Source organism: Kushneria phosphatilytica, from assembly GCF_008247605.1.
Lineage (GTDB): Bacteria > Pseudomonadota > Gammaproteobacteria > Pseudomonadales > Halomonadaceae > Kushneria > Kushneria phosphatilytica.
This window is the reverse complement of record NZ_CP043420.1, coordinates 3,462,719-3,476,430: the sequence shown is the minus strand read 5'-3', so window position 1 is coordinate 3,476,430 and position 13,712 is coordinate 3,462,719. Positions and strand designations below refer to the sequence as shown.

9 protein-coding genes and 1 pseudogene are annotated in these 13,712 nt (G+C 62.1%); 7 read left to right on the top strand and 3 right to left on the bottom strand.

The annotated features are described in order from the left end of the window. Nucleotides 1-2: 2 nt before the first annotated feature. Nucleotides 3-1,517, top strand: a complete 1,515-nt coding sequence (gene arfA / locus FY550_RS16130; RefSeq protein ID WP_070979991.1) for an arabinosylfuranosidase ArfA — start codon at nucleotides 3-5, stop codon at nucleotides 1,515-1,517. Nucleotides 1,518-1,661: 144 nt separating this feature from the next. After that, on the top strand, nucleotides 1,662-2,003 hold the full coding sequence (locus tag FY550_RS16125) for a zinc ribbon domain-containing protein YjdM (protein WP_070979988.1): 342 nt from the start codon (nucleotides 1,662-1,664) through the stop codon (nucleotides 2,001-2,003). 204 nt (nucleotides 2,004-2,207) lie between these two features. Here FY550_RS16125 and FY550_RS16120 read toward each other — a convergent pair whose 3' ends face one another. The 3 genes from FY550_RS16120 to FY550_RS16110 form a co-directional block, all read right to left on the bottom strand. Beyond that, on the bottom strand, nucleotides 2,208-4,403 hold the full coding sequence (locus tag FY550_RS16120; protein ID WP_149054665.1) for a TonB-dependent siderophore receptor: 2,196 nt from the start codon (nucleotides 4,401-4,403) through the stop codon (nucleotides 2,208-2,210). A 98-nt stretch (nucleotides 4,404-4,501) separates the two neighbouring features. Further along, complete coding sequence (locus FY550_RS16115; RefSeq protein WP_070979985.1) at nucleotides 4,502-5,458, bottom strand: helix-turn-helix transcriptional regulator; 957 nt, start codon at nucleotides 5,456-5,458, stop codon at nucleotides 4,502-4,504. Between the two features lie 128 nt (nucleotides 5,459-5,586). Then, nucleotides 5,587-6,534: a LysR family transcriptional regulator gene (locus FY550_RS16110; protein WP_070979982.1), complete on the bottom strand. Its 948-nt coding sequence runs from the start codon at nucleotides 6,532-6,534 to the stop codon at nucleotides 5,587-5,589. 377 nt (nucleotides 6,535-6,911) lie between these two features. Between FY550_RS16110 and FY550_RS16105 the strand changes: the two genes are divergently transcribed. From FY550_RS16105 to FY550_RS16090, 5 genes and pseudogenes are all read left to right on the top strand, one after another. Next, nucleotides 6,912-7,889 (top strand): sugar phosphate isomerase/epimerase family protein, encoded by a 978-nt coding sequence (locus FY550_RS16105; protein ID WP_070979981.1) that lies wholly within the window; start codon nucleotides 6,912-6,914, stop codon nucleotides 7,887-7,889. A gap of 32 nt (nucleotides 7,890-7,921) precedes the next feature. Further along, complete coding sequence (locus FY550_RS16100) at nucleotides 7,922-8,872, top strand: 3-hydroxyacyl-CoA dehydrogenase family protein (protein ID WP_070979980.1); 951 nt, start codon at nucleotides 7,922-7,924, stop codon at nucleotides 8,870-8,872. A gap of 315 nt (nucleotides 8,873-9,187) precedes the next feature. Next, the gene (locus tag FY550_RS16095) at nucleotides 9,188-10,591 is read left to right on the top strand and encodes a GntP family permease (RefSeq protein WP_149054664.1); all 1,404 of its coding nucleotides are present in this window, start codon (nucleotides 9,188-9,190) and stop codon (nucleotides 10,589-10,591) included. A 326-nt stretch (nucleotides 10,592-10,917) separates the two neighbouring features. Further along, nucleotides 10,918-11,871 (top strand): annotated as a pseudogene (gene araD1 / locus FY550_RS16940) (AraD1 family protein); the annotation flags it as partial. Between the two features lie 90 nt (nucleotides 11,872-11,961). Beyond that, nucleotides 11,962-13,539 (top strand): aldehyde dehydrogenase (NADP(+)), encoded by a 1,578-nt coding sequence (locus tag FY550_RS16090; RefSeq protein ID WP_070980448.1) that lies wholly within the window; start codon nucleotides 11,962-11,964, stop codon nucleotides 13,537-13,539. The last annotated feature ends 173 nt before the right edge of the window (nucleotides 13,540-13,712 follow it).

Genomic DNA, 13,712 nt, shown 5'->3' with positions numbered 1-13,712 from the left:
TCATGCAGACCCGTGTGACCCTGCACCGCGATTTTGTCACCAGCACCATCGACGGGCGCCTCTACAGTGCCTTTCTCGAACATATGGGGCGCGCCATCTACGGCGGCATCTTTGAACCCGGCCACCCACAGGCCGATGCCCAGGGCTTTCGCCAGGACGTACTGGCAATGGTGCGTGAGTTGGCCCCGCCCCTGGTGCGCTACCCGGGTGGCAACTTTGTCTCCGCCTACAACTGGGAGGATGGCATCGGCCCGCGCAAAGAGCGCCCGGTGCGGCTCGATCTCGCCTGGCACAGCCGCGAGTCCAACCAGGTCGGCATTCATGAATTTGCCGATTGGTGCGAGCAGGCCGGCATCGAGATGATGCTGGCGGTGAACCTGGGCTCGCGCGGTATCGACGAGGCGCGCAATTTCCTGGAGTACGTCAACCATCCCGGCGGTAGTGCCTGGAGTGATGAGCGCATCAAAAATGGCCGCCAGCACCCGTGGAATGTGCGGCTGTGGTGTCTGGGCAACGAGATGGACGGCCCCTGGCAGATCGGTCACAAGAGTGCCGCCGAATACGGCCATCTGGCCAACGAGACCGGCAAGGCGCTCAAGGCCTACGACCGCTCGCTGGAACTGGTCGCCTGCGGCTCGTCGAATCCTCAAATGGCGAGCTATCCGGAGTGGGAAGCCACCGTGCTGGATCACTGCTATGAGACGGTGGACTACATCTCGCTGCACATGTACTTCACCAATCATGAGGACCAGCTCGGCGACTATCTGGCGATCGCCGAACAGCTTGATCGCTACATTGTCTCGATCGCCGGGGTGATCGACTACATCCGGGCCAAAAAGCGCACCCGTCACCAGGTGCACATCTGCTTTGACGAGTGGAACGTCTGGTACCACAGCGTGGCCCAGGATCGCCGCGTGCTGGAGGGCAGCGACTGGCCTTTTGCGCCACCGATTCTCGAGGACATCTACAATGTTGAGGATGCGCTTTTGATCGGCTGCGTGCTCAACACCTTCATTCGCCGCTCGGACCGGGTGCGCATCGCCTGTATCGCCCAGCTGGTCAACGTGATTGCGCCGATCATGACCGAGACCGGCGGTGACGCCTGGCGCCAGACCATCTTCTATCCGCTGATGTTTGCCTCGCGCTACGGCCGGGGTCGAGCGCTGCAGCTGGCCGTGGATGGCCCCACCTATCAGACCCGCGAGCTCGAGGACGTGCCATGTCTCGATATTGCCGGTGTCCATGATGAGGAAGGGCAATACGTGACGCTCTTTGCCATCAACCGCCATCAGAAAGAGGCTCTGGACCTGAATGTCGCCCTGCACGGCTTTGAAAACGCCCGTCTGGTCGAGCATCAGTGCATCAACCATCCGCAGATGAAGCTCGTCAACACGGCCAACCAGCCGGATCAGGTGCGCCCGGTATCAGGCGAAGGCGTGGGCGTTGAAGACGGTGCGCTCAAGGGCAGCCTGCCGCCGCTGAGCTATCACGTAGTTCGCCTGTCGGTCGGTGCATAAGACAGCCCCGCGGCTCGCATGGACCGGGATCGATCGGACTGCCTCGGGTCATGACCATGGCCCGGGGTGGTCAAATATTGCGGCCCTGAGCTGCTAAAGCACGTAAGATGCCTGCCCGATTACGCTTGTTAACAGGATACTCGAATGTCAGCACTGCCCCATTGCCCCGCCTGCAACGCCGACTACACCTACGAAGATGGCACACTGTTTGTCTGCCCCATGTGTGGTCATGAATGGGCGCAGGCGGGTGACGATTCGCCTGCCGAGGAGAGCCGCGACATTCGGGATGCCAATGGCAATGTGCTCATCGATGGCGACACGATCACCGTAGTCAAGGATCTGAAGATCAAGGGCTCGTCACAGGTGGTCAAGGTGGGGACGCGGGTAAAAAATATCCGTCTGGTCGAGGGCGATCATGATATCGACTGCAAGATCGATGGCATCGGAGCAATGAAGCTCAAGTCGGAATTCGTCAGGAAGGCCTGATCAAGCCTTTGAGTCTTTCCCGTCATGCCTCGCGGCCGGATCGGAGATCGGGTGTTTCACGTGAAACAGGCTGAGCCTTTAACCGCTCGGGTGCCGCCGCGCTCAAGGCCCTGATCACGTTCGCCCGCAGCCCGGCGAGGGCAGGGCCTGCGGGTCGAAACGCGACGGCATCGGGCCGGTTACCAGACGGTGGCTGGTCGGGGCTCAGAACCGGTAGTCCAGCGTGGCGGTAACACTGCGCTCATCGCCAAAGTAGCAGTAACTGGTGTTGAAGCAGCCGGTGACGTACTCCCTGTCAAACAGGTTGGTGGCGTTGAGCCGCAGGCTGGCACCGCGCAGCGCACTGGAGAACTGCCCGAGATCGGTACTGATGAAGGCGTCGACCAGGGTGTAGTCGTCGGTCTGCCGTTCGTTGTCGGCACTCGCCTGGCTTTCATCCACCCAGCGCGTTCCCACGCCGCCACGCACGCCGCGCGGAAAGTCATAGGCCAGCCACAGCGAAGCCATCTGTTTCGGCGACAGCACCGGCGTATTGCCCGCTTCGATGGCAGGGCTGACGCTGTTGTTGTCATCCCGGTACTCGATGTTGTTGTAGCTGTAGCCGGCGATCACCCGGAGTCGCTCGGTGAGAGCGGCCCGCGCGGAAAGCTCAACGCCCCGTGAGCGAATATCGCCGACCCCGATGTAGCGCACCGGCGTCACGCTGGCGCGCTGCTGGACGTTCTGTTGGGTCAGGTCGTAAAAGGCAATCGAATAGAGATCCCGGGTGCCCGGCGGTTGATACTTGATGCCGATCTCATGCTGGAAGCTCTCTACCGGGGCGGGTACCACGCCGTCAACGCTGGAATCGGCACTCGGATTGAAGGATTCACTGTAGCTGTAATAGGGCGCGATACCGGAGTCGAAACGATAGAGCAACGAGGCCTGGCCGGAAAAGTGATGATCGCTGCGGCTGTCCGTAGCCCCGGTCAGTTTCGAGTGGTAGTCGCGATCAAGATAATCCTGACGCCCACCCAGTGTCAGTCGCCAGCCGCCCAGTTGAATCTGATCCTGGAGATAGACACCAGCCTGCTGCACCTCCCGCGCCTGACGGCTGTAAACGGCTGGTTCGCTGGTCAGCGAGTCGTCCGAGTAATCAGGGTTGAAAGGGTCCAGCGGGGTGGCGCCGGCACTCGAGAAATCGGCATCGTTGTGGCGCCACTGATAGTCCACTCCGGCCAGCAGCGTGTGGGACAGCGCGCCGGTGTCGATCTCCCAGGTCAGCCGGTTATCGGTGGAGAGCGCTTCGAGGTCTTCGCTGGCGCCGGAGTAGTAGCGCAAAAGCTCGGCACCATTGCCGCTGAAACCGCCCTGATAGACCTGTTCGAGCTCTACATCCATGTTGATGTAGCGCAGCTGCGAGTTGACGGTCAGGTTGTCGCTGATGCGATGCTCGAGCTGCGCGGAGAAAATGCGCTGATCACGCTTGAACACGTCATGAGCGGGGTCGGCATCGGAGAAGTCGGGATCAACGGTACGTCCGAAGCGCGCGTCATCAACGCTCAGGTCATAGGGGACTGCACCGTGGAAGTCACCGGCCGGATCGTGCTGCAGGTAGGCCTGCAGCAGCAGATCGGTATCCTCCGAGGGATGCAGCTCAACCTGCGGCATGACGGCATAGCGCTCACGCCCGGCGACATCGAACTGGGTGTTGGACGCGCTGCCCAGGGCAGTGAAGCGATAATCGGCCCAGTCACCATCGCCCACCGGGCCGGTAAGATCGAGCCCGAGCAAGCGGTTGTCGAAGCTGCCGTAGCTCATCCGCAGCAATCCCTGCTGCTCGCTGCGGGGTCGTTTGGTAGTGAAATCGACCAACCCGCCCGGCATGCTGCGCCCGTAGAGGCTGGCGGCCGGGCCCTTGAGAACATCAATGCGCTCCAGGAAGAAGGGGTCGATCTGGATCGCCGAATAGGCGCCCGGGTCGCTCTGCAGCCGCATGCCGTCGAGAAAGGTGTTGGAGACATCACCGCCGTGAAAGCCCCTCAGTGCGACTACATCGGAGCGTTTGGAGGCGCCGGCCAGGCCGGTAAAGGCACCGGGGGTATAGAGCAGGGCATCGTTCATGTTCTGCACGTTCTGATCATCAAGCTGCGCCCGGGTAATCACATCGACTGTGCGTGCCGTCTCGATCAGCGGCGTGGCGGTTTTGGTTGCGGCGTCGCTGGCCGAGACCCGATACCCCTCGGTGGGGCCGGTGATATCCACCAGAGAGGACGCGGACACCACGACCTGTGACTGGCTGCCAATCTCCTCGGCGTAGGTGTTGGTGGCCGGTAGCGTACCCACCAGCAGGACACCGCAGAGCAGTGGCTGACCAATGGCATGGCGGCGGAGCCGATAGCGGGTGTATTGATGTGGCATGTTCCCTGATCCTTGCGCCTATCGTTATGAAATGAGAATTATTCTCTTTCAAGGGCGGCCGTGATTATGCGCAATGCTCAGGTCGTTTTGCAGGGTGATCAGCTGTGATGCGTCAGCGTACCGGGTGAAATGCCGTAGTGCCGACGAAAGGCGGTCGAGAAGTTGCCGGCATGACGGTAGCCGCAGAAGTGAGCGGCCTGCTGCACGCTCAGTCCCCTGTACAGATAGTCACGGGCCAGGGAGAGTCGGAAGTGGCGCAGCTCATCGAAGACGCTGCGCCCAAAGGCGGCATGGTACTTGCGGCGCAGGCTGGCCGGACTCATGGCCGCGAGCTGCGCCAGCGTATCCAGACGGTGCTCATGGGCGGGGTTGCTGCGCAGCGTTTCGCGCACCCGTTCAAGACGCTGACGCTCGCCCGTTAACGATGATGAGGGTGTTGGTCGCCTGGTATCCGACAGACTGTAAGCCAGCAGCTGCAGGCTCAGTCCCTGCAGCTGTAACTGTTGTGCCATACCCGCAAGCGGGGCGGTCACCGCCTCTTCGAGTGCACTCTGGAGTACGCCGGGCAAACGCCATGCGTGCATGGATGATTCCTGCGTCTGCGCTGTTTCACCGGTCAGCTCCGCCAACCGGGTGTCATCAAGACTCAGGGTTAGGGCACGAATACGCTGGCCGGCGCCCTGAATGGCAGTCAGTCCGCAGTGCTGATCCAGACGGACGCTGAGCGCCATGCCGGGGCGCAGGGTGAGGCGCTTGCCAGCCAGACCCACTTCCGCCTCGCCTGCCAGCATGACGATGATCGACAGGGGCGTGGGGGCTCGGGAACAGGAGTCATAGCGCTTGAGTACTTCGATATCGGACGTCACCAGCTGCAGGCCGGGCGCGGGTGCCAGTTCCTGTACCCGCCCGCGCAGCACGATTGAGCTGCGTGCAGCGCAGCCCGAGCGGGGAAAGTGATAATCGATACCATAATGCTCTCCCAGCGCTTCCAGGTCGCCGAAAGTATGGGCCCGAACAGGTGGTGGGCCGAGCGCGGTAGAAGTAGAAAGCGTCATGCGATGAAAATTCCGACACTCGAATGGTAATGAGACTCACTCATTTTCAGGTATCGCATTTTGGATGGCGCTCGGCAAGAGGTAACGGCGAAGGCGCGCACGCCGTTGCCTGGGGGTGGGCTACCGGCTCAGGAGACAGAGGCTTCCCGCATCAGCTTGCGCAGGGTCGACATCAGCGCACCGGTCCCCGGCGAGAGGCGCTGGTGGCGAAGGCTGACCAGGCCATAGGGCTGAATGCCGAGTCGTCGGGGGTAGGGCAGGATATGAAACCGGGCCGGATCGAAAAGCCGCTCGATGACGTCCCGGGTAGCGACGGTGATGAACTCCGAATTGTCGACCAGCGCCAGCGAGACCATCGGATCCGGTGTGTCCACCACCCAGCAGGGCAGCTCGAGTCGCTCCCGATGCATCAGTTCCTCGACACGCTGACGCATCAGGCTACCGCGGGGTTGCAGTGCCCAGGGCCACTGGCTCAAAGCCTTCAGATTCGGGGCCGAGGCCTGGGCCAGCGGATGTCGGACACTGCAGACGAAGCAGATTTCCTCCTCACCGATCTCCTCGAACACGAAGTGCTCGCCGGAAAAACCGGCCGGGATGCGCGAGAGCACGAAATCGTAGTCGCCATCGAGCAGTCCCTGGATCAGCTGATGGCTCACATCGACGTTGATGCTGACATGCAGTCCCGGGCGCTCGCTGTGCAGTCTTTCGACAGCTCGAGTCAGCAGCGAGACGGCTGCTGCCATGACCGTTCCTACGCGCACCAGTCCGGTATGCCCGGTCTGCAGGGCGTTGAACTCCTCGCCCGCCTGACCGAGTTCATCCAGCACCGAACGAGCGCGACGCACCATCAGTTCGCCATACCAGTTGGGGGTCAGCCCACGGCTGTGACGCTCGAAGAGTGCCGTTCCCAGTCGCTCCTCCAGCTCACCCAGCAGTTTGGAAGCCGCCGGTTGGCTGATACCCAGCTGGGCCGCGGCGCGATGCAGGTTGCGTTGCTCATCAAGGGCAATGAAAAGCTCGAGGTGGCGCAACTTTAGTCGAACCCGGGAGAACCAGTCTTTCGCCAGAGTCCCCATGACATATGATCCGTGGCCGTTTCGATAACCAAAAGGTTATCAGAATGACGTGCTGTCGGCATTGTCTGGTTATTGCCCATCAGCGCTATGGTAATTGCTGCGGCATGCCCGATCACCACGGCGTGAAGCTGGCCGGTACTTTCCGGAGACCGGCCTGGCCATGGCAACGGCCTCTCCGGCCGATCCTCCGACTGCAAAAGCATTCGGCGCATGCCCATCCCTGAATTCAAGAGGTTTTGGGGAAGCATTGAAACTCCGGGAGTCAGTGCCTCTCCATGATCCAACCCGTGACAGGGCGCCCTGTCGAATACCGGGCGGTGTTCGACAGCCATACGGCCCCTGTCACCGATGAGCGACCACACAAGAGGAGCGTTGCAATGCCCTACAGTGCTGAAGAATGGCCGATCGCGGCCGCTCTGTTGCAGTTTTCCGCAACCGATTCCCAGGGGCGGCATGTCAATGATGCCGACGCTTCCCACTGGCATCGGGTATTTACCGAAGTTCGTGATGCCGGATTCCGTGATGTCGATCTGACCGATGGCTGGGTGAAACCCGGTGATCTGTCGGCAGCGCGTCTGGATGAGTTCAAGCGGACGGCGCGGGACGTCGGTCTCGGCATGCCTTCGCTGTCGGCCATCCGTCGTAGTGTGATCGATACCGAACACGGCGAGGACAACCTGGCCTACAGCCACCGCACGCTGGAAGCCGCTGCCGAACTGGGCTGCGAGGTAGTTTCCGTGGGCTTGCACCAGGCGCTGACCCCGGAGCAGCAGAAGCAGCTGTGGTTCTGGACTGTCGAAGGCCACAAGGACCCGACCGGCGATCGTGATACCTGGAATCTGGCGGTGAAGCGGCTACAGGAGCTGGGTCGGCGTGCGGAAGAGCTGGGTCTGCTGATGTCGCTGGAAATGTATGAGGACACCTATCTGGGGACTGCGGACTCTGCTGTGGCGCTGGTCGAGGATATCGGCCTGCCGAACGTGGGCCTCAATCCCGATATCGGTAATCTGATTCGCCTGCATCGCCCGATCGAGCCCTGGCAGCAGATGATGGAAAAGACCCTGCCATATGCCAATTACTGGCACGTCAAGAACTACAGCCGCGACGAGGATGTGGCGCGCGATCAGTATATCGCCATGCCGGCTCCGCTGGAGTTCGGGCTGATCAGCTATCGCAAGGCGTTTGAAATCGCGCTGGCCCATGGCTTCCAGGGCGTCATCTGCACCGAGCATTACGGGGGTGATGGCCTGAGTGTTTCGAACACCAATCAGCGCTACCTGCGTGAGCAGATTCTGCCGCGCACATCCGATTATGAACTCGGTCAGAGCCGGGTCCGTCAGGGCGGCAAGCGCTGAATAACCGTTTTCAACTTCATCAGGAGAGTTCCATGACACGCAAGGTAGCTATCGTCGGCTCCGGCTACATGGGTGGCGGCATCGCTCAGGTGATGGCGCTGGCCGGTGCCGAGGTGCGCATCAGCGATGTTTCGTTCGAAGTCACCGAGAAGAACCGCCAGCGGCTGATCGACGAAGCGCGACAGTATGTGGCCGATGAGCTGTTCCCGGCAGATGCGGTCGAACGAATCGAGCGCAATGTCACCGCCGCCGAATCCATCGAAGCGGCCGTCGAGGGTGTCGATTTCATCGAGGAAGCGGTCCCCGAAAAACTCGATATCAAGCACGAGACCCTGCGCCGGATATGCGCGGCGGCGCCGAAGGATGCGATCATCGGGTCCAATACGTCCACCATCTCGATCGCTTCACTGGCCGAGGCCGTGACCGAGTCGGGTCGGTTTTTGGGCGTACACTTCTCCAATCCGTCGCCCTTTGTCCCGGGTGTGGAAATCATTCCGCATGCGGGCACCCGTTCCGATGTAGTGGAATCGGCCTGTGCCATCGTGCATGAGACCGGCAAGGAGACCGCGACCGTCAGCGACGTGACCGGCTTTGTGCTCAATCGCCTGCAGTATGCGCTGTTCCACGAGGCTACACAGTTGCTCGAGGAAGGGGTTGCCAGCGCCGAGGACATCGACACCCTGGTGCGGACGACCTTCGGCTTCCGCCTGCCGTTCTTCGGCCCCTTCGCGATTGCCGATATGGCCGGCCTGGATGTCTACAACTTCTGCTATCAGTCGCTGCAGAAGGATTTCCCCGAGCGCTTCGCCACCCCTCGGGTACTCAGTGAACTGGTTGAGCAGGGCAAGCTGGGGACCAAGAGTGGCGGTGGCTTCACCGATGTACCGGCCGAGCGCATTCCGGAACTGATCGCTTATCGCAATCGGGCCTATGTGAAGCTGCAGAAGCTGCTCGAAGAACTCGGTCCGCCGCCGCTGTCCTGAGCCATTACCCGGGGCTCGGCGACGGCGATGCCGAGCCTCGGCCGATGGATGCTCAGGCGGTTCCGGCTGCCGAGTGACCGAATAACGGGACCCGGCTCATGAAGCGCGTCGACCGCAAGGGCGATGTGCCGGGGTCCTGTTTGCTGTCTTCAGCGTGTGTACGGATGGCCACTCATTCGTACGTCGCAGAGGGTGTTGTGCATCAGGCGTCCTTTGTGGTCCTGCCCGAATGATGACCGGGCCAACGCCTTATCCGATTTCCATTAAAGATATAGCCACCGTGGCTGCGGTGGTGGCCCGCCAGGGAGAATGACTATGCAAGGGGCTCAGGACGCGGCCGCTTCCGGGATGTCGACGCTCGGCCTGCTGGCCGTTGCAGCCGTTGCCATCGCGGTATTGCTGCTGCTGATTATTCGGGTGCGGCTACATCCCTTCTTTTCGCTGGTCATTGTCAGTATTGCGACGGCACTGGCCACCGGCATTGGTGTCTCTGACCTGATGCCGACCCTGCTCTCCGGTTTCGGCAGCACCCTGGGCAATGTGGCCCTGCTGATCGGCTTTGGCGCCGTACTCGGGCGTATCGTGGCGGTTTCCGGCGGCGCTCGGGTGCTGGCCGATACCCTGATCCGACTGTTCGGGCGGGAGCGTGCGCCGCTGGGTCTGTCGATCGCCTGCCTGCTGTTCGGTTTCCCGATCTTTCTCGATGCCGCCTTCGTGGTGATGTTGCCGATCATCTATTCGATCGCCCGCGAGCTGAAAGGCTCGCTGCTGCTCTACGGCCTGCCGGCGGCGGGAGCCTTTCTGGTCATGCATGCGCTGATGCCGCCGCATCCCGGCCCGGTAGCAGCGGCGGTGTTCCTGCATGCCGATGTGGGTCAGGTATTGCTGGTGGCACTGGTAGTTGCCATCCCGACCTGGTATGTCATGGGCTATCGGCTGTCGGTTTCCCGCGCCGAGCATACGCCTTTCCAGCCGGTGCCTGACATGATGGGCGACAGTCAGGCCGACGAGACGGGCGAGCTGCCTCCCTTCGGCATTGTCCTGCTGGTGTTGCTGTTGCCGCTGGGCCTGATCTTCATGAATACCGGGATCTCGACGCTGATCTCCAGCGGCGTCCTGCCCGAGGGCAATACCCTGCTGAACACCCTGTTGCTGATTGGTGAAACACCGATTGCGCTGCTGATCAGCACCTGTGTAGCCATGTGGCTGCTGGTGCTGCGACGTCAGCGTGAAAAGGCCATGGATGCCATTAACGACATTGTCGAACAGGCCGTGGCACCGGTTTGCAGCATTATCCTGATTACAGGGGCCGGCGGCATGTTCGGTGGGGTGCTCAAGGCCAGTGGCATCGGTGAAGCACTGGCTGGCAGCCTGCAGTCGATGGGCATGCCGCTGATCGTGGCCGGCTATGTGATTGCCGCCGTGATCCGTGTCGCTCAGGGGTCGGCCACCGTGGCCGGTACCACGGCTGCCAGCATCATGGCACCGGCGGTGCTGGCGGCGCCCGAGCTCGCCGGCTTCCCGGCCGCCTGCATTACGGTGGCGATCGTGGCGGGTGCCATTGGTTACTCGCACGTCAACGACTCCGGCTTCTGGCTGGTGGGGCGCTTCCTGGGCGTCAGTACCCAGACCATGCTCAAGACCTGGACAGTGGTCTCAACCGGCATTTCGCTGATGGCGTTTGGACTGGTCTGGGTGATCTTCACGCTGCTCACCTGACGAGCACCAGTGAGCGTGTCGATCCTGCTGCTCCGGTTGATGGGTCAAGGTTCCGTCAGCCGGAGTACTCGTATGATCAGAGGGATGTGATCGGAAGCGTAAAGACAACACATCCTCTGCGACCTTGGTCGATATCCGGCCTTTCAATCGCTATCCGGTGCCAGAGTTCTACTATGATGGTGGGCTGTTGGCGATGTTGTATGACAACTGACCGCTACAACGGCTACCGTATGAATGCCTCCGGTACGCGACGCCATCCCGCGTCCGGTGGCACTTCAGGGTGCAGTCGGTAGCGGCGGCTGGGCCCGATCACCACGGAGAAGCGCATGAGACTGATCCAGTACCAGAGCGTTCATGGCCCGCGGGCCGCACTGGTGGAGAGCGAAACCCGGGTAAGACCGATCGATCTCGAGGGCGGTACCCTGGCGCTGGCCCGGCAGGCCGTTGCGACCGGTCAGTCGCTGGCGAGTGTCATCGAGGGGCTGCTCGGTGATGAACTGCTCGATTACGACACCCTGGTGGCTGGCGGTCAGCTGCTGCCGCCAATCATGCATCCCGACCCGGCCCATTGTCTGGTCACCGGAACCGGCCTGACGCATCTGGGCAGTGCCGATACCCGCTCGGCGATGCACAGTGCGCTTGAAACGGCCGAGGAGCACCTCACCGATTCGATGCGCATGTTCAGAATGGGCGTCGAGGGCGGCAAACCGGAGGCAGGTGCCGTTGGCGTTCAGCCGGAATGGTTCTACAAGGGCGATGGCCGCTGTGTGATTGCGCCCGAACAGCCCATTCCGGTCCCGTTTTTCGCTCGGGATGCCGGCGAGGAGCCCGAGCTGGTCGGTATCTATCTCAACGATGAGCAGGGTCAGCCGTGGCGGATCGGTTATGCCATCGGCAACGAGTGTTCCGATCACGTGACCGAGCGGCACAATTATCTTTGGCTGGCGCACTCCAAGCTGCGCCACTGCAGTTTCGGTCCCGAGCTGTTCGTCGGCGAGCTGCCTGCCAGTCTCACCGGCACCAGTCGCATTGTGCGCGACGGTCTTACTCTCTGGGAAAAGCCGTTCGCGACCGGCGAAGCCAACATGTCGCACAGTTTCGCCAATCTCGAGTATCACCACTTCAAGTATGACCTGTTCCGTCGTCCCGGTGACCTCAACCTGCATTTCTTCGGCACGGCCACGCTGAGTTTTGCCGAGGGTATCGAGACCCGGGATGGCGATCGCTTCGAAATCGAACTGCCGGCTCTGGGACGAATGCTGCGTAATCCGCTGGCATTTGTCCGCGAGTCGTCTTCGTTGCACATCCACTCACTGAGTGCCCGTCATGGAGATGCGCTCCATGATCGGGTCCCGCAGGAAGGAGGAGTCATGGCACTGGAAGGTACCCAACTCATTGGCCAGCAGGCCATTCGTGGCAGCCAGTCACCCATCGCGGCGGTCAATCCGGCCACCGGGAAGACCCTTGAGCCGAGCTGGCCGGGCGGCACTCGGGAAGATGTCGACAAGGCCTGCCGGCTCGCTTGGGAGGCATTTGACCGCTACCGCGAGACCGGTCTCGAGGAGCGCGCCCGCTTTCTGGAAACCTGTGCCGATGAGATCGAGGCGATCGGTGACGAACTGATCGAGCGCGCCGTGGCCGAATCCGGCCTGGCCGAAGGCCGTATCACCGGGGAACGGGGTCGTACCTGCAATCAGCTGCGTCTGTTTGCCCGTGTGGTGCGCGATGGTGAGTGGCTCGATGTCCGGGTCGATCCGGCCCTGCCCGATCGCTCACCGATGCCGCGTGCTGATCACCGACAGCGTCATGTCGCGCTGGGCCCGGTTGCGGTATTTGGCGCCAGCAACTTCCCGCTGGCCTTCTCGGTCGCCGGGGGGGATACCGCTTCGGCACTGGCCGCCGGTTGCCCGGTGGTGGCCAAGGCGCACCCTGCTCATCCCGGCACCTCGGAGCTGGTAGGTCGCGCCATTCAGCGGGCTGTCGGCAAGTGCGGCCTGCCCGAAGGGGTCTTTTCACTGCTGTATGACTCGGGCTTCGAAGTCGGCCAGGCGCTGGTCTCCGATGCCAGGATCAAGGCAGTCGGCTTCACCGGTTCGCGCAAGGGGGGCCATGCCCTGTGGCAGATCGCCCAACAGCGTGATGAACCGATTCCGTTCTACGCTGAAATGAGCAGCATCAATCCGGTGTTTGCCCTGCCGAAGGCGCTGGAAGGCCAGGGCGAAGATCTGGGCCGTGCCTTCATCAACTCGCTCAATCTTGGCGCTGGCCAGTTCTGCACCAACCCCGGGCTGCTGATCGCCGAGAAAGGGCCGGCACTGGATCGTTTCGTGCAGACTGCGGCCGAGGCGCTCAGGGACACCAGCGCACAGACCATGCTGACCCCGGGCATTCATGAAGCTTATGGCCAGAGCATGTCGCGGCTGGCCGGCAACAGCAAGGTGCGCGAAATTGCTCGTGGCCCGCAGGGGAGTGGTCCGCACACCTGTCAGCCGGCGCTGTTTCAGACCACGGCACAGGATTTTCTGGCTGATCGCAGCCTGCAGGAAGAGGTGTTCGGGGCGACCTCGTTGGTCATCGAGTGTAACGACACCACCGAAATGCAGCAGGTGGCCGAGCAGCTCGAGGGCCAGCTGACCGCCAGCCTGCAGATGGAAGAGGCCGATTACGACCAGGCGCGTCGGTTGCTGCCGATTCTCGAGCGCAAGGCAGGTCGTATTCTTGCCAATGGCTGGCCGACCGGGGTCGAGGTCTGCGATGCCATGGTGCATGGCGGCCCTTATCCCAGTACCTCCGACAGCCGTACCACCTCGGTGGGCACCGCAGCGATTTATCGCTTCCTGCGTCCGGTGTGCTATCAGAACATCCCCGATGCACTGCAGCCGGAAGCGACCCGTGAAGCCAACCCGCTGGGGCTCAACCGGCTGGTCGACGGCAAGCGCGAGGGCTGATCGAGACTGCCATGGCATGATCCCGCATGGGGTCATGAGGACGCCCGCCCGGGCTATTCCGGGCGGGCGTTTTGCTGCGCGTGGGGCAGGGATGATGACCGCTGGCGCGAATGGGCGACGGGCCGGTGCCATCGGCGGCAGGGTCATTCCACCGTCACGTGAGCGAGCGTATG

Coding starts and splice junctions, on each gene's coding strand:
- arfA (WP_070979991.1), top strand. CDS start 3: ATGCAGACCCGTGTGACCCTGCACCGCGATTTTGTCACCAGCACCATC.
- FY550_RS16125 (WP_070979988.1), top strand. CDS start 1,662: ATGTCAGCACTGCCCCATTGCCCCGCCTGCAACGCCGACTACACCTAC.
- FY550_RS16120 (WP_149054665.1), bottom strand. CDS start 4,403: ATGCCACATCAATACACCCGCTATCGGCTCCGCCGCCATGCCATTGGT.
- FY550_RS16115 (WP_070979985.1), bottom strand. CDS start 5,458: ATGACGCTTTCTACTTCTACCGCGCTCGGCCCACCACCTGTTCGGGCC.
- FY550_RS16110 (WP_070979982.1), bottom strand. CDS start 6,534: ATGGGGACTCTGGCGAAAGACTGGTTCTCCCGGGTTCGACTAAAGTTG.
- FY550_RS16105 (WP_070979981.1), top strand. CDS start 6,912: ATGCCCTACAGTGCTGAAGAATGGCCGATCGCGGCCGCTCTGTTGCAG.
- FY550_RS16100 (WP_070979980.1), top strand. CDS start 7,922: ATGACACGCAAGGTAGCTATCGTCGGCTCCGGCTACATGGGTGGCGGC.
- FY550_RS16095 (WP_149054664.1), top strand. CDS start 9,188: ATGCAAGGGGCTCAGGACGCGGCCGCTTCCGGGATGTCGACGCTCGGC.
- FY550_RS16090 (WP_070980448.1), top strand. CDS start 11,962: ATGGCACTGGAAGGTACCCAACTCATTGGCCAGCAGGCCATTCGTGGC.